21 protein-coding genes are annotated in these 24,120 nt (G+C 67.3%); 5 read left to right on the plus strand and 16 right to left on the minus strand.

All coding sequences use genetic code 11. The features are described 5' to 3' along the window. Positions 1–103: 103 nt before the first annotated feature. On the plus strand, positions 104–2,587 hold the full coding sequence (locus tag A9973_RS17120; protein ID WP_183014920.1) for a heavy metal translocating P-type ATPase: 2,484 nt from the start codon (positions 104–106) through the stop codon (positions 2,585–2,587). 20 nt (positions 2,588–2,607) lie between these two features. Here A9973_RS17120 and A9973_RS17125 read toward each other — a convergent pair whose 3' ends face one another. The 6 genes from A9973_RS17125 to A9973_RS17150 form a co-directional block, all read right to left on the minus strand. Then, positions 2,608–3,576 (minus strand): glyoxylate/hydroxypyruvate reductase A, encoded by a 969-nt coding sequence (locus A9973_RS17125; RefSeq protein WP_183014921.1) that lies wholly within the window; start codon positions 3,574–3,576, stop codon positions 2,608–2,610. Beyond that, a complete protein-coding gene (locus tag A9973_RS17130; RefSeq protein ID WP_183014922.1) occupies positions 3,573–5,216 on the minus strand; it encodes an ABC transporter ATP-binding protein in 1,644 nt (547 codons plus the stop codon). The genes A9973_RS17125 and A9973_RS17130 overlap by 4 nt, the downstream gene beginning before the upstream one ends. Beyond that, the gene (locus A9973_RS17135) at positions 5,213–6,058 is read right to left on the minus strand and encodes an ABC transporter permease (RefSeq protein ID WP_183014923.1); all 846 of its coding nucleotides are present in this window, start codon (positions 6,056–6,058) and stop codon (positions 5,213–5,215) included. Before A9973_RS17135 ends, A9973_RS17130 begins: the two co-directional genes overlap by 4 nt. Continuing rightward, positions 6,055–7,029, minus strand: a complete 975-nt coding sequence (locus A9973_RS17140; protein ID WP_183014924.1) for an ABC transporter permease — start codon at positions 7,027–7,029, stop codon at positions 6,055–6,057. Before A9973_RS17140 ends, A9973_RS17135 begins: the two co-directional genes overlap by 4 nt. A 31-nt stretch (positions 7,030–7,060) precedes the next feature. Then, on the minus strand, positions 7,061–8,626 hold the full coding sequence (locus A9973_RS17145; protein WP_183014925.1) for an ABC transporter substrate-binding protein: 1,566 nt from the start codon (positions 8,624–8,626) through the stop codon (positions 7,061–7,063). A gap of 76 nt (positions 8,627–8,702) precedes the next feature. Further along, the gene (locus A9973_RS17150) at positions 8,703–9,476 is read right to left on the minus strand and encodes a class II aldolase/adducin family protein (RefSeq protein WP_183014926.1); all 774 of its coding nucleotides are present in this window, start codon (positions 9,474–9,476) and stop codon (positions 8,703–8,705) included. Between the two features lie 166 nt (positions 9,477–9,642). Here A9973_RS17150 and A9973_RS17155 point away from each other — a divergent pair, with 166 nt between their 5' ends. Then, positions 9,643–10,368, plus strand: coding sequence for a GntR family transcriptional regulator (locus A9973_RS17155; protein WP_169272973.1), 726 nt, complete (start codon positions 9,643–9,645; stop codon positions 10,366–10,368). A 133-nt stretch (positions 10,369–10,501) separates the two neighbouring features. On the opposite strand, the gene A9973_RS17160 is transcribed toward A9973_RS17155, so the two are convergent. The 9 genes from A9973_RS17160 to A9973_RS17200 form a co-directional block, all read right to left on the minus strand. After that, complete coding sequence (locus A9973_RS17160; protein WP_183014927.1) at positions 10,502–12,157, minus strand: S-layer protein; 1,656 nt, start codon at positions 12,155–12,157, stop codon at positions 10,502–10,504. A 112-nt stretch (positions 12,158–12,269) separates the two neighbouring features. Continuing rightward, a complete protein-coding gene (locus tag A9973_RS17165; protein WP_183014928.1) occupies positions 12,270–12,629 on the minus strand; it encodes a Rieske 2Fe-2S domain-containing protein in 360 nt (119 codons plus the stop codon). Then, positions 12,598–13,476 (minus strand): intradiol ring-cleavage dioxygenase, encoded by an 879-nt coding sequence (locus tag A9973_RS17170; RefSeq protein WP_183014929.1) that lies wholly within the window; start codon positions 13,474–13,476, stop codon positions 12,598–12,600. The genes A9973_RS17165 and A9973_RS17170 overlap by 32 nt, the downstream gene beginning before the upstream one ends. A 67-nt stretch (positions 13,477–13,543) precedes the next feature. After that, positions 13,544–14,611, minus strand: coding sequence for a maleylacetate reductase (locus A9973_RS17175; RefSeq protein ID WP_183014930.1), 1,068 nt, complete (start codon positions 14,609–14,611; stop codon positions 13,544–13,546). Positions 14,612–14,620: 9 nt separating this feature from the next. Then, complete coding sequence (locus A9973_RS17180) at positions 14,621–16,081, minus strand: aldehyde dehydrogenase family protein (RefSeq protein WP_183014931.1); 1,461 nt, start codon at positions 16,079–16,081, stop codon at positions 14,621–14,623. Positions 16,082–16,119: 38 nt separating this feature from the next. Further along, positions 16,120–17,139, minus strand: a complete 1,020-nt coding sequence (locus tag A9973_RS17185; RefSeq protein ID WP_183014932.1) for a hydroxyquinol 1,2-dioxygenase — start codon at positions 17,137–17,139, stop codon at positions 16,120–16,122. 40 nt (positions 17,140–17,179) lie between these two features. Further along, on the minus strand, positions 17,180–17,674 hold the full coding sequence (locus A9973_RS17190) for a hydroxyquinol 1,2-dioxygenase (RefSeq protein WP_183014933.1): 495 nt from the start codon (positions 17,672–17,674) through the stop codon (positions 17,180–17,182). Between the two features lie 25 nt (positions 17,675–17,699). Further along, entirely contained in the window at positions 17,700–18,668 is a 969-nt protein-coding gene (locus tag A9973_RS17195; RefSeq protein ID WP_183014934.1) for a tripartite tricarboxylate transporter substrate binding protein, read from the minus strand. 49 nt (positions 18,669–18,717) lie between these two features. After that, the gene (locus tag A9973_RS17200; protein WP_183014935.1) at positions 18,718–20,301 is read right to left on the minus strand and encodes a sulfatase-like hydrolase/transferase; all 1,584 of its coding nucleotides are present in this window, start codon (positions 20,299–20,301) and stop codon (positions 18,718–18,720) included. A 140-nt stretch (positions 20,302–20,441) separates the two neighbouring features. On the opposite strand from A9973_RS17200, the gene A9973_RS17205 reads away from it, so the two are divergent. Then, the gene (locus tag A9973_RS17205; RefSeq protein WP_183014936.1) at positions 20,442–21,257 is read left to right on the plus strand and encodes an IclR family transcriptional regulator C-terminal domain-containing protein; all 816 of its coding nucleotides are present in this window, start codon (positions 20,442–20,444) and stop codon (positions 21,255–21,257) included. On the opposite strand, the gene A9973_RS17210 is transcribed toward A9973_RS17205, so the two are convergent. Then, complete coding sequence (locus A9973_RS17210; RefSeq protein WP_183014937.1) at positions 21,254–21,898, minus strand: TetR/AcrR family transcriptional regulator; 645 nt, start codon at positions 21,896–21,898, stop codon at positions 21,254–21,256. The genes A9973_RS17205 and A9973_RS17210 overlap by 4 nt on opposite strands. A 162-nt stretch (positions 21,899–22,060) precedes the next feature. On the opposite strand from A9973_RS17210, the gene A9973_RS17215 reads away from it, so the two are divergent. After that, positions 22,061–23,272 (plus strand): Tm-1-like ATP-binding domain-containing protein, encoded by a 1,212-nt coding sequence (locus A9973_RS17215; RefSeq protein ID WP_183014938.1) that lies wholly within the window; start codon positions 22,061–22,063, stop codon positions 23,270–23,272. Positions 23,273–23,283: 11 nt separating this feature from the next. Continuing rightward, positions 23,284–24,114, plus strand: coding sequence for a phosphoenolpyruvate hydrolase family protein (locus tag A9973_RS17220; protein WP_183014939.1), 831 nt, complete (start codon positions 23,284–23,286; stop codon positions 24,112–24,114). The last annotated feature ends 6 nt before the right edge of the window (positions 24,115–24,120 follow it).

The raw sequence follows: 24,120 nt of genomic DNA on the forward strand, positions 1-24,120 counted from the left end.
AAGCCGCGTCCGGAGCGGCGGGGTGGAATCATGCGCTTGACCTTCCCAAGCTTGGAAGCTTTAACGTATCCCTCATGCCTACTTTGAACTATGGGAGCACGCCATGAGCATGCCAAGTACCCGTGACGCTCGCGCCTTCGCAGCCACGATAAGCCTGCCTATCGAGGGCATGACCTGCGCAAGCTGCGTTGGCCGGGTCGAGGCCGCCCTGACCAAAGTCGAGGGCGTCGGCAAGGTGTCCGTGAACCTGGCCACCGAACGCGCGGATATCGTCGCCGTCGGCCCGGTCGATCGCATGGCGTTGATCCAGGCGGTCGAAAAGGTGGGCTACGACGTTCCCGCCGGCGCCGTCGAACTGGCGGTCGGAGGCATGACCTGCGCGTCATGCGTGGGCCGCGTCGAGAAAGCGCTGAAGGCGGTGCCCGGCGTCACGCAGGCGACGGTGAACCTGGCGACCGAGCGCGCCACTGTGCACGGCTTGGCAGCCCCGCAAGACCTGATCGCGGCCATCGAAAAGGCCGGCTACGAGGCGCGTCCCGTCGATACCGGCGCGCAAGCCGAAGAAGCTGCCGCGGAAAAGAAGGACGCCGAACGAGCGGAACTCAAGCGTGACCTGATCCTGGCCAGCGTGCTGGCCTTGCCGGTGTTCGTGCTGGAAATGGGGTCGCACATCATCCCCGGCATGCACGAATGGGTCATGAACACCATCGGCATCCAGGAGAGCTGGTATTTACAGTTCGCGCTGACGCTGCTGGTGCTGGCCGTACCGGGCAGGCGTTTCTACCTGAAGGGCTTTCCGGCGCTGGCGCGCCTGGCCCCGGACATGAATTCGCTGGTCGCGGTCGGTACCGCGGCGGCGTTCGGCTATTCGCTGGTGGCAACTTTTGCCCCGGGGCTGCTGCCGGCTGGGACCGTGAACGTCTATTACGAGGCGGCCGCCGTCATCGTGGCGCTGATCCTGCTGGGCCGATATTTGGAGGCCCGCGCCAAGGGACGCACCTCCGAGGCCATCAAGCGTCTGGTCGGCCTGCAGGCCAAGGTCGCGCACGTCTCGCGTGATGGCCGTGTCGTGGACATTCCGATCAGCGACGTCGCCCTGGGCGACATCGTGGAAGTGCGGCCCGGCGAGCGCGTTCCAGTCGATGGTGAAGTGACCGAAGGCCGCAGCTTCGTGGACGAGTCGATGATCACCGGCGAACCCATCCCCGTCGAGAAGCAGGCAGGCAGCGCCGTCGTCGGCGGCACCGTTAACCAGAAGGGCGCGCTGACGCTGCGCGCCACCGCCGTGGGCGGGCAGACCATGCTGGCGCAGATCATCCGCCTGGTCGAACAGGCCCAAGGTTCCAAGCTGCCGATCCAGGCGGTGGTCGACAAGGTGACGCTGTGGTTCGTGCCGGCGGTGATGGTCGCCGCCGTGCTGACCTTCCTGGTCTGGCTCGTGTTCGGGCCGTCGCCGGCGCTGACTTTCGCGCTGGTCAATGCCGTGGCGGTGCTGATCATCGCTTGCCCCTGCGCCATGGGTCTGGCGACGCCGACCTCCATCATGGTCGGCACCGGCCGGGGCGCCGAGATGGGCGTGCTGTTCCGCAAGGGCGAGGCGCTGCAACTGTTGAAGGATGCCCGGGTGGTGGCCGTGGACAAGACCGGCACGCTGACGGAAGGCCGCCCGGTCCTGACCGATCTGGAGATCGCTGCGGGCGTCGACCGCAACGACGTGCTGGCGAAGGTGGCGGCCGTGGAATCGCGGTCAGAGCACCCGATCGCCCGCGCCATCGTCGAGGCCGCCGAGCAAGACGGCATCGCGCTGCCGGTGATGACGGATTTCGAATCGGTCACGGGCATGGGCGTGCGCGCCACGGTGGGCGGCGCGCGGGTGGAAGTGGGCGCCGACCGCTACATGCGTGAACTGGGCCTGGACGTGGGCGGCTTTGCGCAAACCGCCGAGCGCCTGGGCGACGAGGGCAAGTCGCCGCTGTATGCCGCGATCGATGGCCGCCTGGCCGCCATCATTGCCGTCGCCGACCCGATCAAGCCCAGCACGCCCGCGGCCATCGCCGCGTTGCACCAGCTTGGCCTGAAGGTTGCGATGATCACCGGCGACAACGCCCGTACGGCCCAGGCCATCGCCAAGCAATTGGGCATCGATGAGGTGGTGGCCGAAGTGTTGCCGGAAGGCAAGGTGGACGCTGTGCGCCGGTTGAAGGCAGCGTATGGCCAGATCGCGTTCGTGGGCGACGGCATCAACGATGCGCCGGCGCTGGCAGAGGCGGACGTGGGCCTGGCCATCGGCACCGGCACCGACGTGGCGGTCGAGTCCGCCGACGTCGTGCTGATGTCCGGCAACCTGCTGGACGTGCCCAACGCCATCGCGCTGTCGAAAGCCACCATCGGCAATATCCGGCAGAACCTGTTCTGGGCCTTTGCCTACAACACGGCGCTGATCCCCGTGGCGGCCGGGGCGTTGTATCCCACCTGGGGCGTACTGCTGTCGCCGGTCTTCGCGGCCGGCGCCATGGCGATGTCGAGCGTGTTCGTGCTTGGCAATGCGCTGCGCCTGCGCCGTTTCCAGCCGCCTATGGGGCAATGAGCCCGCGCCAGGCGCGGGCATCAATACCCCAGCGTAGCGTCCGCGCAAGTGTCCGGGCGTTTGCCGGATTGCACAAGATTCAGGTTTTCCAAGGTTTGCGCGGCGATGGCGGCGGCCGGCGTGCGGGTGGCGATGTGCGGGGTGACGAGTACGCGCGGGTGGCGCCACAGCGCGTGGTCGGCGGGGAGCGGTTCTTCGGGGGTAGCGTCCAGCGTCGCGTAGGAAAGCTGGCCCGCGTCCAATGCATCCAGCAGGGCCTGCGCGTCCAGGTGTTCGCCGCGCCCCGCGTTGACGACATGGGCGCCCTTGGGCAGTTGGGCGAACGTCGCGGCGTTCAGGAACCCGCGCGTTTCGCCTGTCAGCGGCAGCAAGCACACCAGCGTGTCGGCGTGGGCCAGCAGCGCGGGCAGCCCGTCCGCCCCGTGGTAGCCCGTGATGCCCGCAGGAAGATCGGGTTTGGGGGTGCGGCTCCAGCCAGAAACGGCATAGCCCAGTGCGGCCAGCGCGCTTGCCGCCTTCATGCCCAGCCGGCCCAGCCCGGCGATGGCCACGCGGTGCGCGGAGGGCGGCACGATGGGGCTTTCGCGCCACAGGCCTTGCGCATGGTTGCGGACGTAGTCGGGAAAATGGCGGTGGTGGTTGATGACCGCCCAGGTCACGTAGGTGGTCATGCCGTCCGCCATCCCGGTTTCGGCGATGCGGCAGACCGGCACATCGGTCGGGATGGCGGGGTCGGCGTAGATGTGGTCCACGCCCGCGCCGATTGATTGGATCAGGCGCAGGTTGGGCAGCGTGCGCAGCAGGCCGGCGGGCGGCAGCCAACAGACGGCCGCGTCGATGTCTTCGGGCGCACCCAGGTCGTCGGCGGTGCGCCAGGCGATATCGGGGCGCAGCGCCTGGAAGGCGGGCACCAGGTACCGCATGTCAAGCACGCGGCTGAGCAGGGCGATGCAGGGCGGCCGCACGGAGGAGAGGTGCGGGGCGTTCATGCGACGGCCGCCTCTCGCCTGTGGCGTCCGGAGACGATGCGGGTGAAATCAGGCACCGCCTGCACGAGTTCGCGCGTGTAGGCCTGCTCGGGTTCCTGGATGATCTGCGCGGCGGGGCCGCATTCGATGATGCGGCCTTGCTGCATGACGGCAATGCGGTCGCACATCTGCGCCGCGACGCGCAGGTCGTGGGTGACGAACAGCATGCTGAGCTTGAACTGTTCCCGCACGCTGGCGAACAGCGCCAGGACCTGTGCCTGCACCGAGACGTCCAACGCCGAGACGGGTTCGTCGGCCACGATCAACTCGGGGTCGGACGCCAGCGCGCGGGCGATGCCGATGCGCTGGCGCTGTCCGCCGGAGAATTCATGCGGGTAGCGTTTGACCGCGTCCGGGCTAAGCCCGACCAGCCGCAGCAGTTCGGCCGCGCGCGCCTGAGCGTGGGCGGGCGCCATGCCTTGGGCCAGGGGGCCGGCCATGATCGAACGGCCCACGGTATGCCGCGGATTCAACGACGCCTGCGGGTCCTGGAACACCATCTGGATACGGCCGGGTTCGGGCCGCGCGCCGCCCTGTGCGCCGCGGACTTTGCCGTTGAACAGGATCTGGCCGCTGTCCTGGGCCAGCAGTCCTGCAATGCACCGGCCCAATGTGGATTTGCCGGACCCGGATTCACCGACCAGCCCCAGCACTTCGCCGCGCCGCAGGCTGAAGCTGATGCCGCGCATGGCGGGGGTTTCCCGGCCGCGCCGGAACAGGCCGCCGCCGGAAACGTAGGTCTTGCTTACGTCGCGCACGTCCAGCAGCACCGGGTGCTGCGCGGCGGCGGCGCCAACGGCGGGCATTCCATGGGGAATGGCGGCGATGAGCTTGCGCGTGTAGTCATGCCGCGGATGGCCCAGCACCTGGTCCGCGGTGCCGGCCTCGACGATCTGGCCCAGTTGCATGACCGCCACGCGGTCGGCGATCTGCGACACCACGCCGAAGTCGTGCGTGATGAACAGCACGGCGGTGCCGCGCTTGGCCTGCAGGTCGCGGATCAGGTCCAGGATCTGCGCCTGGGTGGTCACGTCCAGGGCGGTGGTGGGTTCGTCCGCGATCAGCAGCGCGGGCTCCAGCATCAGCGCGCAGGCGATCATGACGCGTTGGCGCTGCCCGCCGGACAGCCGGCCCGGATAGCTGGCGGCGATGCCCGCCGGGTCCGGCAAGCGCACGTCGGTCAACGCCGCGATGATGCGCGCGCGCTTTTCGGCGGAAGACAGCTTGACGTGCGCGTCCAGCGCTTCTTCCAGCTGGTCGCCGATGCGCATGACGGGGTTCAGGGCCGACATCGGGTCCTGGAAGATCATGCCGATGCGGTTGCCGCGCAGCGCGCGCCACTGCGGATCGGGCAGGGCCAGCAGGTCATGGCCCTGGAAGACGATGCTGCCCGCGACCGGGCGCACCAGGGGCTGGGGCAACAGGCCCATGACCGCGTTGGCGATCATGGATTTTCCCGAGCCGCTTTCGCCCACGATGCACAGCGTTTCGCCGCTGGCGATGGAAAGGCTGGCTTCCTTGACGGCCAGGGCGCGGTCGGCGCCGGCCGGCAGCTGGATGCTCAAGCCCCGGATGTCCAGAAGGGAAGTGGAGTCGGTCATGCGCGGCTCCTTGCGTCCAGGCGGGTGTTCAGCCCGTCGCTCAGGCCTTCCCCGATCAGGTTCAGCGCCAGCACGGTCAGCAGGATGGCGATGCCGGGGAACAGGCTGATCCACCAGGCCTGCCGGAGCGCGGTGCGCGCGGCGCCGATCATGTAGCCCCAGCTCATGACGTTGGGATCGCCCAGGCCCATGAAGCTCAGGCTGGATTCCAGCAGGATCGCGGTGGCCACCATCAGCGAGCCCATGACGACGATGGGGGCGGCGGCGTTGGGCAGGATCTGCGTGATGATGATGCGCAGGTTCGACTCGCCCGCCAGGTGCGCGGCATGGACGAAGTCGCGGTGGCGCAGCGTCAGGAATTCGCTGCGCACCAGGCGGGCCACGGGCGGCCACGACACCAGCGCGATGGCGGTCACGATGGACCCCACCGACGGCTGGAAGATCGCCACCAGCACGATGGCCAGCGCAAAGCTGGGGATCGCCTGGAACAGCTCGGTGAAGCGCATCAGACTGTTGTCGATCCAGCCGCCGTAGTAGCCCGCCAATGCGCCGATCGAGACGCCGATCAGCAGGCCGGCCAGCGTGGAGATCAGCCCGATCAGTAGCGAGATGCGCGCGCCGTAGGCCAGCCCCGAACCGATGTCGCGGCCAAGCGTGTCGGTGCCGAACGGCAGGCCCGCGATGTCCAGCGGGGGCAGGAACGGGCGCTGCACCATGGCCCAGGGGTCGTGCGCGGCGATCAGCGGGGCGCTCAGGGCAAGCAGCAGCACCGCCGCCATGACGGCCAGGCCGGCCACGGCCCCTTTGTTGCGGCGGAAGCGCCGCCAGAATCCGTTGTTCATTGCAGTTCGATCCTCGGGTCGGCCAACGTGTAGAGCAGGTCGGTGATGATGTTGAACGCCACCGCAAGCGCGGCGGTGATCAGGAACGTGCCCAGCAGCAGGTTGTAGTCGCGCTGCACCAGGGCGTCGAACATCAGGCGGCCGATGCCGGGCCATGCGAAGACGGTTTCGATAAGCACGGTGCCGCCCACCATGGACCCGGCCTGGATGCCGGCCAGGGTGATGACCGGCAGCAGCGCATTGCGCAGGATGTGGCGCCGCTGGATGCGCCGCGGAGACAAACCCTTGGCGCGGGCGGTCTTCACGAAGTCCATCTGCGCGACCTCAAGCATGGCGGTACGCGTCATCCGGGCATAGACCGCCATGTAGAAGAGCGCCAGCGTGGCGGCAGGCAACACCAGGTGGCTGGCGATGTCGGCGGCGCGCGCAAGCCCCGCGTGCCCGGCGCCCACCGTCTCGAAGCCGAAGCCCGGCAGCCATTCAAGCTTGACGGAGAACAGCAGCACCCCCATCAGCGCCAGCCAGAAGAGCGGGGTGGCGTAGAACAGCATGGACAGGGTGCTGACCAGGCTGTCCACCCATGTCCCCGCGCGGGCGCTGGTCCAGGCGCCCAGCGCCACCCCCATCGTCAACGAGACCACGAATGCCGTCATCGTCAGCAGCAGCGTGGCGGGCAGCCGTTCGGCGATCAGGCTCATCACCGGCCGCTGCTGGCGGTAGGAGTCGCCCAGGTCCAGCCGGGCGGCGTGCGACAGGTAGTTCGCCAACTGCTGGGGCAAGGGCTTGTCCAGCCCGAAGCGTTCCCGCAACTGCGCCATGAAGACTTCGTCGGTGGCGCCAGCTTCCCCGGCCATGACGGCGGCCGGGTCGCCGGGCGCGGCGCGTATCAGCAGGAAATTGATGACCGCGATCAGGGCCAGCACCAGCAGGCCCTGGACGATCCGGCGCATCAGATAAGCAAGTTTCTTCATGAAGCATTCCCCCTGTCTGGGTCGTCGCGGCTCAGGCCAGCGTGGCGCGCGCCAGGCTATCGTTCATGCCGATGCCCGAATTGATCAGGTTCTTGATGTTGTTGCGGTACAGCGTGGGGAATTGCAGTTCAAGCAGCCAGGCCACCGGCACGTCGTCGACCAGGATGCGCTGCGCTTCTTCGTACAGTTTGCGGCGGGCTTCCGGGTCGGCCTCGCGCGAACCGCGTTCGAACAGGTCGTCGACCTTCGGGTTGCTGTAGCCCTCGACGTTGTTCCAGGGCGAGCCCTTGGCGATCGTGGAACTGAGGTAGTTGCGGCTGACGCCGAGCGCCGCGTCGCCATACTGGTACAGGTAGCAGAAGGCGATGTCGTAGTCCCAGTTGGCGGTCTTTTCGCTCCAGCCGGCCACGTCGGTAGCGGTCATTTCCAACTTGATGCCGGCCTCGGCCAGGTTCTGCCGGGCGATTTCGGCAAAGCGCTGCCAAGTCTCGCCATAGGGCAACGGCAAGAGGCGCAGGGTCTGGCCCTTGTAGCCGGCTTCTTTCAGCAATTGCTTGGCGCGCGCCACGTCGCGCGGATAGCGGGTGACCTCGTCGGTGTGGTAGCGGACGGTGCTGTTGAAGGGGCCGGTCGCGACCTTGCCGAAGCCGTACCAGGCCACATTGCGCATGGCTTCGCGGTCCAGCGCATACATGATGGCGCGGCGCACGCGCACGTCGCCCAGCAGGGGGTGGCGGTTGTTCAGCCACATGAACGAGTGGGGGCCGAAGAACTCCCAGCCCTTAGTGGTGATTTCAACGTTGGGCAGGCTCTTCAAGCGCGCGATGTCGAAGTATTCGACCGTGCCGCCGGGCAGGATATCCAGCTTTCCGGATTCGAAGGCGGCGGCGCGCGACGCGGCGTCGGGAATGACGTGGAAGTAGACCGTTTCCACGCTGGGCAGGCCGGCCTCGTGGTACTGCTCGTTGCGGACCAGCTGGATGAACGAGCCGCGGCGCCATTCTTTGAACTTGTAGGGGCCAGTGCCGATGGGCGTGTTGTTCGCCGGATTGCTCAGGTAGTCGGTGCCTTCATAGATGTGGCGCGGCACCATGGGCATCGTGCCGACTTCGAACAGGCCCAGGAACGGGCCGAAGGGGCGCGGCAGACGGAATTCGACGGTGTGGTCGTCCAGCGCCTTGATGCTGTCCACGAAGGCCAGGCCGGCGCGTAGCCGCGCATGGGTCTTGCGCAGGAACTGGTCCACGCTGAACACCACGTCATGCGCGTTGAAGGGCTTGCCGTCGTGCCACAGCACGCCTTCCTTCAGCTTGAAGGTGTAGACGGTGGCCGTGTCGTTGACGGTCCAGGACGTGGCCAGGCCCGGCATGGGCGCCAGCTTTTCGTCGTAGCGCAGCAGGCTTTCGTAGATGTTGCCCCCGATCATCTGGGTGGGGCCGTTCTGGATGATGCCCAGCATGAGCCCGGGCGGCTCAGGCTGCACGGCGATGTTCAGCACGCCGTTGCGGGCGGCCGCGGCCCAGGCGGGCAGGGCGGCGCTGCCGCTCCACCATCCGGCCGTGGCGGCGCTGGCGATCAGAAAGTCGCGTCGATTCATGGGGTTCTCCTGGTGACGGGCCGCAGCGGCGGAAAAAATCGGGGGGCGGGAAAAGCGGGGAAGGCGGTGGGGCCGGTCAGGCGACGGACGGGCGCTCGACCAGCTTGAGCAGCGCGCGCCATTCGCGTTCGCTGGGGTCGGGTGCGCCGGGCAGGCGGTTGGTGTCGCCGCTGGCGTACTGGCGCGCGGTGCGCTCGCTGACTTGCGGACTGACCGGGTAGGTCGCCTGGCCGGTCGACTGGATGGCCAGCTGCACCCGGCATGCGCGGTCCAGGTTGAGCATCAGGATGAAGGCTTCGGCGACCGTGGCGCCCGTGGTCAGCAGGCCGTGGTTGCGCAGGATCATGACCTTGTGCGGCCCCAGGTCCGCCACCAGCCGTTCGCGTTCTTCCAGGTCCAGGGCGATGCCCTCGTAGTCGTGATAGGCCACGCGGTTGTAGAACTGCAGCGCCCATTGGTTCACCGGCTGCAGGCCGCAGGCCAGGGACGACACGGCAACGCCCGCGACCGTATGGGTGTGCAGCACGCAACCGACTTCGGGGCGCCCGCCGTGCACGGCGCTGTGGATGGTGAACCCGGCGGGATTGACGTCGTAGGGCGTGGGGGCCACCGGCCGGCCGTCCATCCCGACCTTGACCAGCGATTCCGGGGTGATGTCACGGAACAGGTGGCCGTAGGGATTGATCAGGAATACCCCCGGCTCGCCGGGCACGTGGGCCGAAATGTGCGTGTAGATGCTGTCGTCCATGCCGAAATGGGCGATCAGCCGGTAGCACGCCGCCAGGTCGTGGCGGACTTTCTGCTCGGCCGCGCTCATCGTTTCCGGCGCGGTTTCCTGGGAATTGACCATTGATGCGTCCTCGTTGAGATCGGCTTTCAGAAGCGGCCGGATGCGAGGCATTATGTGCTTATCGTCAACTGTCGACAGTTAGCAGTAACACTGATATGCTGGAAAAAAACGGGGTGTTATACCGCTCACGCGCAGTCCGCCTTTCATCACCCTGATAGAGAATTCCATGACCGAGAACCCGGCCGCTTCCAGTACGTTCGAATCCGTCAATGTCCCCGACCTGGTCGGCGTGGTGGAGGACAGGCTCACCCAGGCGATCGTGCAGGGCAGGCTGCCGCCGGGCAGCCGCGTGGTCGAAGCCGAGATCGCGCGGCAGATGGCGATCAGCCGGGCGCCGGTGCGCGAGGCTTCGCGCCGCCTGGAACGCCAGGGCATCCTCGTGTCCAAGCCGCGTCGCGGGTTCTTCGTGCGCGAGATGTCCGTGCGCGAGATCGACGACCTGTTCCAGGTTCGCCTGAGCCTTGAGATGACCGCCGTGGCGGCGGCCTGCGAGCAGGCGGACGCGGCCGGCATGGCGCGCTTGTCGCAGCTGCTAGACCTGATGATCGCCGAAGCCGCCGACGCCCCCCAGCACCGCCGCATCGAACTCGACCTTAGCTTTCACACGCTGATCTGCGAACTGTCGGGCAACGCGTATCTGCTGCGCCTGTTCTCCAGCACGCAGACTGAGATGCGCATGATCATTTCGCTGATCGACAACGTCTATCAGGATCCAGAAATGGTCGCGGCCACGCACCAGCCCATCCTGGACGCATTGGCGCGGCGCGATGTGCAGGCCGCGCAGGCCTGCATGAAGGTTCACCTGGACGATGCCTGGGAGCACGTCCGCAACCTGTTCGTCTCGCAACATGGCGCGGCGGGCGAAAAACCAAGGGGCAGCGGCAAACCATGACAGTCGTCTAGGTCGCGCCTTGCTGGCGCATATCGGCGACCCGGCGCGCCGCGCGCTGGCCGAACGCGCCCTGGCGCGTTTCACGGGCCACGCGAAGCCGGTGTTGCGCGGCCTGCGTGCCCGCCGCGGCGCCTTACGGCGCGACCGTCACGAACACCGGGTTCGAATAGAACCACAGGTCGTTGTAGTTGCGCGCATTGACGGCGTTGAAGCGCGCCACGTCGTCGGCCAGGTCCACCTTGGCGTCCGGCAACGGTTCGCCGGCAGCGGTTTCGCCGGCGACGTCCACGCCCAGGTTGGTGCCGCGCAGGCGCAGGTACTGGCTCTTGTCGGCCGTCACCGTGGTCTTGATGACGTTGTTGCCATCGGCGTCCACCGTCCAGTCGGCGCGCGTGAAGCGGCCCAGCACGCGGGTCGTGGGGTTGGTGTCGGCGTCATAGCCTGGCGTGCCGGCTGCGGCGCGCGCACCGACCTCGCCCACGATCAGGTCCACGTGGTTGACGGTGGGTTTGACGTAGGTGGGGTTACCGCTTTCGATGGGGTATTCATAGTTGTTGCTGGCCGGGCTGCGGAAGCGGATGGTGACTTCCACGCGTTCGCCCTTGGCGGCCTTCAATTCCCCGCCCATGTGCACGGCGCCGCCCGTGCCCTTCGCCTGGAAGTCCAGGGCGTCGATCAGGTCGCCGAACACGCCGAACACGCGGCCGCTCTTCAGGCCCGCCATGACCGAAGCCATGTCCTTGCCGTCTTTCCACACATGCGTCTTGGCGTATTCGCCGGGCGCGTAGCCCGAACTGTAGAGGCCCGATGCGGTGCGGAAGTGGAAGTCGGAGTCCGCCACTGTCCAGATGCGGCGGCCTTCGCCCAGCAACGCGTCCCAGGTGCCACCCAGATGCGCCACCAGATAGTCCACGCCGCCGTAGGTGCGGTTGGGCAGGAAGGCATTGGTGTAGGCCGTGGCGTAACCGCCGCGGTCCGGTTCCATCTGGTTGCCCACCATGCCTTCGATGGCGAAGAAGACGTCCGGCGCCAGGTCGTTCATCTCGCGCAGTTGCGCGACGGTGTACTTGCCCGCATAGCGCGACGGATGGTTCAACAGCATATAGCTGTCGGGATGTTTGTCGCGCAGCCATTTCAGCGCGGCCAGCGAATCGGCGTGCGTCGTGAACGCACGGGTTTCGCCCGCCAGGCGCGACACCAGCAGCGGGTCGAACAGGGCGGGGTCGCGGTTGGTGAAGAGGTATTCGAATTCCGCCACCGCCTGCAGCGACTTGGCCGACAGCGGGTCATTCAAGCCGATGCCGATGTTCACGTGATCATGCGTGGGCATGTCCCATTCGAACGACGAAAAGATGATCTTGCCCGCATAGCGGCCGGCGGCCTGCGCCGTCTTGATGAACGGCACTTCGTACTGCGCCATGCCGGTGGAGAACGGGACGGAGCCGCCGGCAAGCGCCGTGCCGGTGTGGTCGCGGCCGGACAGGCGCAGGTGGTTCGAAATCGCTGCCCAATCCAGCTTGTAGCGGTCGAACGCCTGGTCCAGCGCGCTTTCCAGGCTGACTTGCGCATCGTCCGACTGGTACGTGTGCACGTGCAGGTCGCCCGCGGTCCAGGCGCCGGTCTCGACCGGCTTGGGATCGACCGGGGTGGGATCCGTCACCACCGGCGGGGTGGGCGTGCCGGCTTCGTCATCTTCGTCGTCGCTGCCGCCGCAGGCGCTCAACAAGGTGACGCAAACCAGCGACAGGGGCATGATGGCCCGCCGCAAGCGGGATACTTCGAACTGCATGGACACACTCCAACGTCTGGCGGCATGCGAAGGGCATGGCCGCAAAGGGCGGAACTATGCAGGCGGCGGGTGACGGGGGAATGACAGCGGCGCGGGATTTCGCGGGGACGTATCAGGCCGCGTACACGCAGCCGTCTTCAATGCGCAGGGCCTGGCGGTCCAGCGCGGCACCCTGGCAGGGGCCTTCAATGCAGTGCCCGTCTTCGAAACGGAACAGCGCGGAATGATGCGCGCACATGATCACCTGGCTTTCGTAGGTCAAGACGACGCCGGGCGTGGCCGCAAGCGGCACCGAGAAGTGCGGGCAACGGTCGGCGTAGCCCCAGACCGCATCGCCGCGCCGCACCAGCACCAGCGGCCGCCCGGCGCCCGGCAGGGAAAGGGCGCCGCCATCCGGAATGTCAGCGACGCGGCACAGCCTGCGCTGGGGCGCGGCGCCCTCATTCCGGCGCACGGGGCAGGACGAAGTCATAGGCGCCCTCATGGAAGTCCGTGCCGAATCCGAAGCGGGCCGCCAGCGGCGTACCGGATGCGCGCGGCGAGTACGCCAGTACCAGCGCCGGCTTTACGCCGAACACCGCGTCGGAAGCCAGATAGGGATCGCCGGCATTGAAAACGTGCGTGACCAGCGTGCGGTAGCCGGGCGCTTCGATCATGAAGTGCAGGTGCGCCGGCCGGTACACGTGGCGGCCTGTCGCCGCCATCATGCGGCCCACCGGGCCATCGTCCGGGATCGGGTACGACACGGGCAGAATGGTGCGGATGGCGTAGTAGCCGGAATCGTCGCTGCGGTAGCGGCCACGCAGGTTGCCGTGAGGCTGCTGCTTGTCCTGGCCGGAATACATGCCGTTGGCCGCCGTCTGCCAGACGTCGAGCACGGCGCCCGCCACCGGCCGGCCGTCGGTGTCCCGCACGTATCCATGCACCAGCGCGGGCAGGCCGGGCGTCAGCGCCATGTCTTCGCCCGGCGCGCGATCGGGCATGCCGGCCATGTAGAAAGGACCGAACACCGTGCTTGCCGTGGCGTTGCCCGGCTTGCGGTGATTGATCGCATCCACCAGCATGGAAACGCCCAGGGTGTCGGACAGCAAGATGAATTCCTGCCGCACGACGTCATCGCACATCTGGCCCGTCTGTGTCAGATACCGGATGGCCGCCAGCCATTCCGCTTCGTCGGGTTCGACATCGGCGACGAAGGCGTGCAAGTGCCGCACCAGGGACTGCATCACCTGCCGCAGCCGGGGGTCGGGAGTATCGGCGAAGGCGGCGACGACTTGTTCGGTCAGCGCGGATTCGGCATTGCGATTGTCTGTGGTCATGGTGTTTCCCTCATGGTGTCTCCTCTCATGGCGTTTCCCCGTTTGGCGGTTGGCTCGCGGCGCGCCGTCATGCGGCGGAATCGCCGCGCCACGCGCGTTGCAGCATCGCCAGGATGTCGTCGTGCAACACGGGCCGCGGGTTGTAGTAGGGGTTGCGGCTGGCGGTTTCCGCTGCTTGCAGGATGCCGTTTTCGGGCATGCCGATCTGCGCCAGGGACGCGGGCAGGCCCAGGCTGCGGTTCAGCGCCATCAGCAAGGGGCCGGCTTCTGCAGCGGTATCGCCACCCAGCGCGCGCGCCACGCGTTGCAGCGCCTCGGGCGCCGCCGTGTGGTTGTAGTGGGCGGTGTAGGGCAGCATGATGGCGTGAGTCTGGGCGTGGGGCAGGTTGAAGCTGCCCCCCAGTGTGTGGCAGATCTTGTGGTGCAGCGCCATGCCGACCGCGCCCAGGCAGGTGCCCGCGAGCCAGGCGCCATACAGCGCGCCGGCCCGCGCGGATTCGTCGCGCGGCTTGGCGACCACGGCCGGCAAGGCGCGCGCCAGGCTGCGGATGGCTTCTTGCGCCATCAGGCTGACGATAGGATTCGCATCTTGCGCGTATAGCGCCTCGACCGCGTGCGCCATCGCGTTCATGCCGGACGCCGCCGACAGGGCTGGGGGCAGGTCCAGCGTCAGCAACGGGTCGTAGATCACGGTCTTGGGCAACACGCGCAGGTCGCGGCCAGTGGTTTTCAAGCCGTTTTCCGTCATGCCGTGGATCGGTGTCATTTCCGAGCCCGCATAGGTAGTCGGCACGGCCAGGATGGGCAGGGACGATGTCAGCGCGATCGCCTTGCCCAGCCCGATGGTGGACCCGCCGCCGATGGCGACGCAACCGTCCGCCGACAGCTGTTCGGCTTGCGCGCGGGCGGCCTGCGCCGCTTCGCGGGGCACATGCATGACGGCTTCGCTACAGACGCCCACCGCCAATGCGCCCAGGGCGCGCGCCGCCTGTTCGCCCAGCTTCCGCTGGCCCGGGGTGGTCAGGACCAGCACGCGGCGGACCCCCAGCCGCTGCACTTCTTCGGGCAGCCGGGATAGCGCGCCGGCCTGGAAGATCACCCGCGCCGGCAGGGCCTGATAGACGAAATCCAACATGACGCCTCCTTAGCGCTTGAAATGCGCCGGGACAGTTGCATCGACATTAACCCAGACCGAGCGTGCCTCGGTATAGTCGTGCATCGCTTCGAAGCCCATTTCGCGTCCATAGCCGGACTGGCCCACGCCGCCGAACGGGCTGCCCGGGTTGACCCGCTTGTAGCAGTTGACCCAGCACATGCCCGCCTGGATGGCGCCGGCCATCTTGTGGGCGCGGGCAAGGTCGCGTGTCCATAGTCCGCTACCCAACCCGTAGTCCGTCGCGTTGGCGATGGACAGGGCTTCCTCGTCATCGCCGAAGCGCAGCACGGTGACGAAGGGCCCGAAGACTTCCTCTTGCGCCACGCGGTCCCCGGGCTTGGCTTCCACGATCGTCGGCGCGACGTAGTAGCCGGTGGACAGCTCCCCGCCCGGCGCATGGCCGCCAGTCAGCACGCGGGCGCCCTGGTCGCGGGCGATCTGCGTGTACGACAGGACTTTGTCGCGGTGCTGGGCAGAGGTCAGCGGCCCCATCTCGGTGTCGGGCAGGCGTGGGTCGCCCAGCCGGATGGACGCGGCCAGCGCGGTGAAGCGTTCAAGGAACGCATCGGCGATCTTGTCATGCAGCATCAACCGGGACCCGGCGATGCAGGCCTGGCCCTGGTTGTGGAAGATGGCCCACGCCGCGCCATTGATGGCGGCATCCAGATCGGCGTCTTCGAACACGATGTTCGCGCCTTTGCCGCCCAGCTCCAGCTGCACGCGCTTGAGGTTGCCCTTGGAGGCTTCGACGATGCGGCGGCCGGTGGCGGTCGAACCGGTGAACGCGATCTTCCCTACCTCCGGGTGTTCCGCCAGCCGCTGGCCCGCCGTATGGCCATAGCCCGGCACCACGTTCACGACGCCGTCGGGAAAGCCCGCGGCGGCGATCAGCTCCGCGATGCGCAGCGTCGACAAGGGCGTCAGCTCGGACGGCTTGAGCACCACGGTGTTGCCGGCGGCGAGGGCGGGGCCCAGCTTCCAGCTGGTGAACATCAGCGGGAAGTTCCAGGGCACGATCTGCCCCACCACGCCGATGGGGGCACGCCGGACGTAGTTCAGGAAGCCGGCCTCGACCGGCACGACGCTGCCCAGCAGCTTGTCGGCCATGCCGCCGAAGTAGCGGAAGCAGGCGGCGGTGCGGGGCACGTCCAGCCCGCGCGTGTCGCGGATGGGATGCCCGGTATCCAATGTTTCCAGCTGCGCCAGTTCTTCCGCATTGGCGTCGATCAGATCGGCCAGTTTCAGCAGCAGCCGGCCGCGGTCGGCCGCCGCCATGCGTGACCAGGCGGGAAAGGCGCGCTGCGCGGCCTGCACCGCCAGGTCTACATCCGCCGCGTCGGCGGCGGCGATGGCGGTGATGAGCCCGCCGTCATGGGGGTTCAGGACATCGATGGTGCCGCCGGCTGCCGCATTGGTAAAGCGGCCGCCGATAAAAAGTTGGTTCTGCATGGCTGAGGTTCGCTGAGAGAGGGAAGGAAACGGGACGCTCAGAACGCCACCGGATAGGGCGGGAGCTCGCCGCTTTCGTAGCGCCCCGGCAGGTCGGGCGTGGCGTTCTCCCAGACCAGCAGCATGGACCGCTTGGTCGAATAACCCTGATGCCGGATATCGGCGGGCATGGCGCAGATGTCTCCCGCCCGCATCGTGATGCGCGCGCGTGGCGCGCCGGTGTCCTTGTCGGCCACGTCCCAGACGATTTCATCGGAAAGCTGCAGAAACCATTCCACCCGGTCGTTGCCGTGGAAAACCGGCAGGATGAATTCCTCCGTAGTGGGGCAGAACAGGCTTGCGCCGCAGACGGAGGTGACCGACGGGTTCCAGGTCACGTCGGAACGGGACAGGTATTTGAACAGGTTGAAGGCGTGAAGCTGCCCTTCGTAGCCCGGTTCGGGCAGGACCTGCGGTTCGTCCTGGGCGACGTCCGCGAAAGCGCGGTTCACGGGCAGGTCGTTGCGCAGCGGGGAATCGTCAGGCAGGCCAGGCATGCGCCGCGTGGCGATCCGTGACCGTTCGATCGCGGCGGCGTTGTCGCCGTGCTTGCGGCCATAGGCCGACCCCGTTTCTTCGGGCGCCGCGAAAGGGTCGAAGCCTGCGTTGGTCCAGTCGTGCAGCATGGCCTTGAACGTGGCAATGATGGTCGGCGTGTCGAAGGTCTCGGTGTAGTCCACGCCGGCCGCTTTCATGACCCCGTTGAACGAACCCGCATACACGTCCACTTTGCCGTAGTGGTTGCGCGTGCCGAACACCTGGTCGAAGTTCACCCAGCCGTAGAAGAAGCCCCAGGCCACGTCGCGCATCAACGCGCGCAGGAATGCGTCGGCCGGGATGGCGTGCGTGCGGGTCTGGCCTTTGGCGGGCCAGTGCACCTTTGCGAAATATTCGTCGCGGATGAATTCGAAGGCGCCCAGGCGGAAGCCCTTGTAGCCGGTGGCGGCATCGGGGGCGGTCGAGACGACTTTGTCCGCAGCGAAGGCGGGGGAAGGCGGGGAGGTGTCTAGCATGGCCATGGCGGCTCTCCTGAGGGTAAGGGGCGTGGATTCGCGGTGTTCAGCGGGCGCAGATATCGGCCCACTTTTCGACCGACAAGCTGCCCTGGCGGGTCTGAATCAGCAAGACGCCGGGTCGATGCGCCGTGAAGCGGTAGGCGCAGCCAGCGGGCAGCAGGCATTGGTGTCCGCGGCCCAGCGCGACGCGCCCCATCGGCCGGCCCGCCGGCGCCGGGCCGGCCAGCACGGTACCCTCGCCCGGCTTGGGCGGTGTGTCCAACGCCAGGAATTCGACCTGAGCCTCGCCGTCCATCAAGATGGCGAACTCGTCATGACTGCACGCATACCAGGGAGATTGCCCTTCGATGCGCAGCGTTTCGATGACGTACTCCAGGTTCTTTCCCACCACGACTTTCTCGTAGGGTGCCGACTGCGAGGCTACTTCGAAGATGTTGGAGAAGACGTAGTGGCGGGCAGAGCCGTGCGTGATCTCGATGGCGCCTTTGCGGTAGTGCGCGAGCGAACCGAAGGCGGTGGGGGGGGCGGCGGTGTTCATGGTGTCTCCTTGGTGGGACGGGCTGTCAATCCACCCGCAGGTTGATCTTGCGGACGACGGCGGACCATTTGGCGGCGTCCTCGTGCAGTTGCCGGGCGGTATCGCCGGGCGCTTGGGGCAAAGGGTCCAGGTCGTTGGCCTGGAGCTTGTGCTTGACGTCGGGCCGGGACAGCGCCTGCGCCACGGCTTCGTTCATGCGCAGCACGATGGCCTCTGGCGTGCCCTTCGGGGCGAACAGCATTTCCCGGAACGTGGCGTCATATCCCGCGACGCCGGCTTGCGACATCGTGGGGACGTCCGGGGCCAAGGTGGACCGCGTGGACCCCGATACCGCCAGCCCGTAGAGCTTGCCCGCTGCCACGTAGGGCGCCACCACGGGTGAGGCCAGGTAGCCGCAAGGCACCTGGCCGGCCAGCACGTCCTGGGCGGCGGGCGAGGGGCCTTTGTATGGGACGTGGAGGACATTGAGGCCGGCCTCGGCCAGGTAGAGCTCCATCGCCAGGTGGCCGGGAACGCCTTGGCCCCCGGAGGCATAGCTGAGCGATCCGGGCGCCTTTTTGGCCGCGGCATCCAACTGGTCCAGGGTGCGCAGGCCGGATGCGGGCGTGCACACCAGCATCTGATTGAAGTTCGCCAGCGCCACGACCGGCGTCAGGTCGGAGGGTGCGAAGGTCAACGAGCGGTAGATCGCGGGGTTGATCGTGACGACAGTGTCCGGCGCTTCCAGAAAGGTGTAGCCGTCGGCGGGCGAACGGGCGACCGCTTCCGCGCCGATGTTGCCGCCCGCCCCGGGGCGGTTTTCGACGATCAGCGCCTGTTTGAGCGTTTGTCCGACCGCGTCTGCGACGATGCGGGTCGCGGTGTCGCCGGGCGATCCGGCGGGAAAAGCGACCACGACGCGGATCGGGCGGCTGGGCCAGTTGTCCTGCGCGAAGGCGCAGGAGGCCGGGCCGGCGGCCAGACAGGCCGCCAGCGCAAGAAGTCGGGGTTTCATGGGTTGTCTCCTGAAGGGCTATTGTTTTCGCTGTGTCGCGTGCCGCTTGCTACCACCTGCCGATATGGATGCCGGCCTCTTCCTCCTTGCGTGTCCACTGCGTCATGGCGCGGTGGCTGATGGTGGGATGGATCTTGCGCTTTCGCAGCCAGTCGAACAGCGCGGCCTGATAGCGCTCACGGATCGGCGCGTGGGCGGGGTCCGTGCCCAAATCCACGAACTCGTCCGGATCGGCGCGCAGATTGAACAGTTGCGGCGCCAGCCCGTCGAAATGGACATACTTCCAGTCGTGGTCGCGCACCATGATCGTGTGGCAGCCGTCCGCGGGACGGCCGAGCGGTTCGCGCACGAAATCCCGGAACGCGTAGTCGTTCTCGGAAAACACCGCGTTGCGCCATTCGGCGGGCGCCTTGCCGTGAAGCAGCGGCATCAGCGAACGTCCCTCGACGATATGGTCGGGGACGTCGGCGCCATAGGCGTCGAGGATCGTGGGAACCACGTCGATGGCCTCCACCAGCCGGGACTCCACCGCACCGCGCCGCGCGTCGCCGTCGGCGCCCGGCAGGCGAATGATCAGGGGCACCTTGGCCACGCAGTCATGGAACAGCTCTTTCTCGCCCAGAAAATGGTCGCCCAGGTAGTCGCCGTGGTCGCTGCAGAACACGATCATGGTGTCCTGGTCGCGGCCGCTGTTGCGCAGATAGTCCAACAGCAGGCCCAATTGGTCGTCCACCTGTTTGATCAGGCCCATGTAGGTGGGGACGACCGTATCGCGCACCTGCCGCCGCGAGAAATTCCTGCTGACCTCCGCCTGGCGGAACCCGTGCAGCACGGGGTGCGCGTACTGCAATTCACGGGCGTCCTGCTTGACCGGCAGCACGTCGTCCCGCGTATAGATCGCGTGGTACGGCGCGGGCGCCACGTAAGGCCAATGCGGCTTGATGTAGGACAGGTGCAGCACCCAGGGCGTGTCTCGGCTTTCCTCCATGAACGCGATGGCGCGCCGGGTCATGTAAGGCGTTTCGGAATCTTCTTCGCGGACGCGTGCCGGCAGCCCGGCCGATCGCATCTGCCAGCCGGACAGAATCTCGCCGGCGGATCCTCGGGCGGAATTGGCATGGTCGTGCCAGGGGTTGGGACCGTCGTAGCCGCGCTGGCGCAGATAGGCGGTGTACTGGTGCGAGTCGTCGGCGAAGCCCGGCGGCCAGATGCCGTCGTCCCGGTCGTAGGGTTCGAAGCCGCCCTGCATGGCCAGGCGGGCTGCGGGGCTGTCCAGGTCGACGCCCAGCCGCCGCAGGCCGGCGATGTCCGCCTCGACATGGGTCTTGCCCGCCACCGCGACACGCACGCCGCGCGGCCGCAGATGGTCGCCCAACGTCAATTGGCTGACCGGCATCGGCACGAAGTTCCAGACGGCGCCGTGGCTGGTGACGTAGCGGCCGGTGTAGTAGGACATGCGCGAAGGCCCGCAGACCGGTCCCTGCACGAACGCGTTCGTGAAGCGCATGCCTTCGGCGGCCAGCCGATCGATGTTGGGCGTGTGCAGCCGCGGGTGACCATAGCAGGAAAGATAGTCCCATCGCAGCTGGTCGCACATGATCCACAGCACATTGCGTACAGCGTGTCCGCTCATTCCCGCCCCTTGTCCCGATGTGTCCGCCGTTGCGGCTTTCCATGGCTGCAACGATATTTCGCGGTGCTGGGCGACTCAAGCGCGATCTGCTAGAGTTTCACTAGGTGAAATCCGGAAATATGCAGGAATAAGGATGCGCAATGAGCCGGTGGGCCCCGAAAGTCAAGACGATCGATGCGTTGGCGCGTGGCCTGGCCGTGCTTGACGAGGTGCGCGCCACGCAGGGCGCAAGCCTGCATGAACTGCATGTCAGCACCGGCTTCGCCAAGGCCACCTTGCTGCGCATCCTCGCCACATTGCAGTCGCGGGGCCTCATTTGGCGGCGTCTCGCCGACGACTACTTCTGTCCGGCGGGGGCGCCCGACGCGCGCGGCCGCCAGTCCCAGGCGCTGGACCGGCTGGGCCAGTGCGCCGCGCCGGCGCTCGACCGCCTGCAAGCCGAAGTCCTGTGGCCGTCGGACTTGGCGGTGCGGCGCGCAAGCGCCATGATCGTCCGCGAGACCAATCGCAACCAGTCCTACTTCACGATCCGGCGCGACAACATCGGGTTCCGGATCAACATGCTCCACTCGGCGGTGGGGCGGGCGTATTTGGCTTTTTGCGCGGAAAAAGAGCGCGAATCGGTGCTGGCGGCATTGCGCCGCAGCCGCCGCGAGGGCGATGCGCTGGCCCATGACAGCCGTGCGGTGGCCGCGATGCTGGAGCGCACCCGTCGGCTGGGATACGGGTTACGGGATCAGCGCTTTGGCGGTGACTACGACAAGCCGCGCCGCGATCAGAACGACAGGCTGGAGGCGCTGGCCGTGCCGATCGTGGCGCCGTCAGGGCGTGTCTACGGCTGCGTGAACGTGGTCTGGATCCAGGGCGTGCGTTCGGTGGACCAGATGGTGGAGCAATGCCTGGACCCGCTGCGCTGCGCCGCGCAAGCCATCTCTGCAGGGATGGGCGGGCGCTAGGGTTTGTCGTCCGCGTCGGCCTGGGCTTGCCGGATGATCGCCTGCGCCGTCCAGCGCACCACGTCCGTGATCTCCGGCAGCTCCAATTTCCAGATGTCCTTCAATACCAGGAACACCTCGGATCCATACACCAGCGACAGCGCCTGCGCGACGCGGTCTTGCTGCGCCGGCGTCAGGTCCGAGGCCAACGGCGCGATGGCGCGCTTCAGGATGTCGACGCGATGCCCGCGCACCAGACGCGGCTCAAGGCCGGCTTTGCCTGCGCTGGCTTCGGCATGCTGCTGCAGCGACACCATGATGGCCGCGCGTAACGGGGCTTCGTGGGCCTCCAGCCGGGGAAAGGCGAAGCGCAGCAGTTCGTCGACGCGCGTGGCGGCGTCGGTCGACATGGAGTTCCAGGCCAGGATGGGCCCCAGGCTTTCATCCACCACGGCGGCGATCAGCGCGCTTTGGCTGGGGAAGTAGCGGTAGGCGGTGGCCCGCGAGACCTGGGCGTGTTCGGCCAGCTCGGCGACGGACGGAATGATCCCCTGCGCCATCAAGTGCTGCGCGGCGTCCAGCAGCGTCTTGCGCATGCGGGCGCGCGGTCCGTGCGGCGGTTCTCCACTGGCGGCGGCCTGCCGGCTGGCGGGTGCGATCAACCGCGCAGTGCCGCCTGCGGGGGCAGGGGGCTTGGCGGAGCGGGAGGTTTGACGTGAGACAGGTGTCTCAGTATGATTCTTTCGTCTCATTTCTTGATTCTACAGGCCTTGCGGCCTCACATATCGAGGCGCGCACCGAGTGTAGCCGCCCGCGGAGGAGCCATGACGCAATCGAACCGGCGGGTGTTTGTCGCCGCCACCTACGACACCAAGGGCCACGAAGCGGAATACGTGGTAGATCTGCTCAAGCGCGAGGGCCTGGACGTGGTATCGGTGGACGTGTCCACGTCAGGCGCCGCCAGCGCCGCGCAGGTACAGGCGCAGGAAGTGGCCCGCAGCCATCCCGGCGGCCCGCAAGCGGTATTCACCGGCGACCGCGGCACGGCGATCGCCGCCATGGCGCTGGCCTTTGAACGCTATGCGGCCGGCAACCGCGCCATCGGCGCCTTGCTGGGCCTGGGCGGTTCCGGCGGCACGGCGTTGATCACGCCGGCCATGCGCGCGCTGCCCATCGGCACGCCCAAGCTGATGGTGTCGACGATGGCCTCCGGCAATGTCGCGCCTTATGTCGGTCCCTCGGACATCGCCATGATGTATTCGGTGACCGACGTCGCCGGGCTGAACCGCATTTCCCGCCGCGTGCTGGCCAATGCCGCCGGCGCGATCGGCGGCGCATTCCGCCAGGCGGGCGTCGCCATCGAAGACGACGGGCGGCCCGCCGTGGGCATCACGATGTTCGGCGTGACCACCGCCTGCGTGCAGCAGGTGACGCCGCTGCTGGAATCCCGATACGACTGCCTGGTGTTCCACGCCACGGGAACGGGCGGGCAGTCGATGGAAAAGCTGCTGGACAGCCATTTGCTGGGCGGCGTGCTGGACCTGACCACCACCGAAGTGTGCGATTTCCTGTTCGGCGGCGTACTGGCCTGCACCGAGGACCGCTTTGGCGCCGTGGCCCGCACTCGCGCACCCTATGTGGGGTCCTGCGGCGCGCTGGATATGGTGAATTTCGGCGGAATGGAGACCATTCCCGAACGCTATCAGGGCCGCAAGTTCTATCCCCACAATCCGCAGGTGACGCTGATGCGCACCACCGTCGAAGAGAACGCCGCCCAAGGCGAATGGATCGCCGCCAAGCTGAACCAATGCGACGGGCCGGTCCGCTTCCTGATCCCCGAGGGCGGCGTGTCCGCGCTGGACGCGCCGGGCCAGGCATTCTGGGACCCCGAGGCCGACGCAGCCCTGTTCGCCGCGCTGGATGCCAACGTGGTGCAGACGCCGCAGCGCCGGCTGGTGCGCGTGCCCTGCCACATCAACGACCCGCTGTTCGCGCAGACGGCGGTCGACCATTTTCTTGAAATCGCTACCCATTAAGGATTGCCGCCATGCCCCGTTTCGAACGCAACGAATTGCTGGACAAGTTTCGCGCCATGGTGCGCGCACGCACGCCCATCGTGGGCGGCGGCGCGGGCACGGGCTTGTCTGCCAAATGCGAAGAGGCGGGCGGCATTGACCTGATCGTGATCTATAACTCGGGCCGCTACCGCATGGCGGGCCGGGGCTCGCTGGCGGGTCTGCTGGCCTATGGCAACGCCAACGAGATCGTGGTCGACATGGGCCGCGAAGTGCTGCCCGTGGTGAAGAAGACCCCGGTCTTGGCTGGCGTGAACGGCACCGATCCGTTCTGCGACTTCGACGTGTTCCTGGACGACCTGAAGCGCCAGGGCTTTTCTGGCGTGCAGAACTTCCCGACGGTGGGCCTGATCGACGGCACCTTCCGCGCCAACCTGGAAGAGACCGGCATGGGCTACGCGCTGGAAGTGGACATGATCCGCCTGGCGCACGACAAAGGCATGCTGACCACGCCCTACGTTTTCAACGAAGGCGACGCGGTGGCGATGGCGAATGCCGGCGCGGACATCATCGTCGCGCATATGGGCCTGACGACGGGCGGCGCCATCGGCGCCGAGACCGCGCAGACGCTGGACGGCTGCGTGGCCGCCATCGACCGCATCGCCGAAGCGGCGCTGGCCGTGCGTCCGGATATCATTGTGCTGTGCCATGGCGGCCCCATCGCCACGCCAGACGACGCCGCGCACGTGTTGCGCGCCTGCAAGCATTGCCATGGTTTCTACGGCGCCAGCTCGATGGAGCGCCTGCCTACTGAACAAGCGCTGACCGCAGCGACGCGTGAGTTCAAAAACCTGACTTTCTAAGAGGGT

It is taken from the genome of Achromobacter sp. UMC46 (assembly GCF_014170335.1).
Lineage (GTDB): Bacteria > Pseudomonadota > Gammaproteobacteria > Burkholderiales > Burkholderiaceae_B > Achromobacter.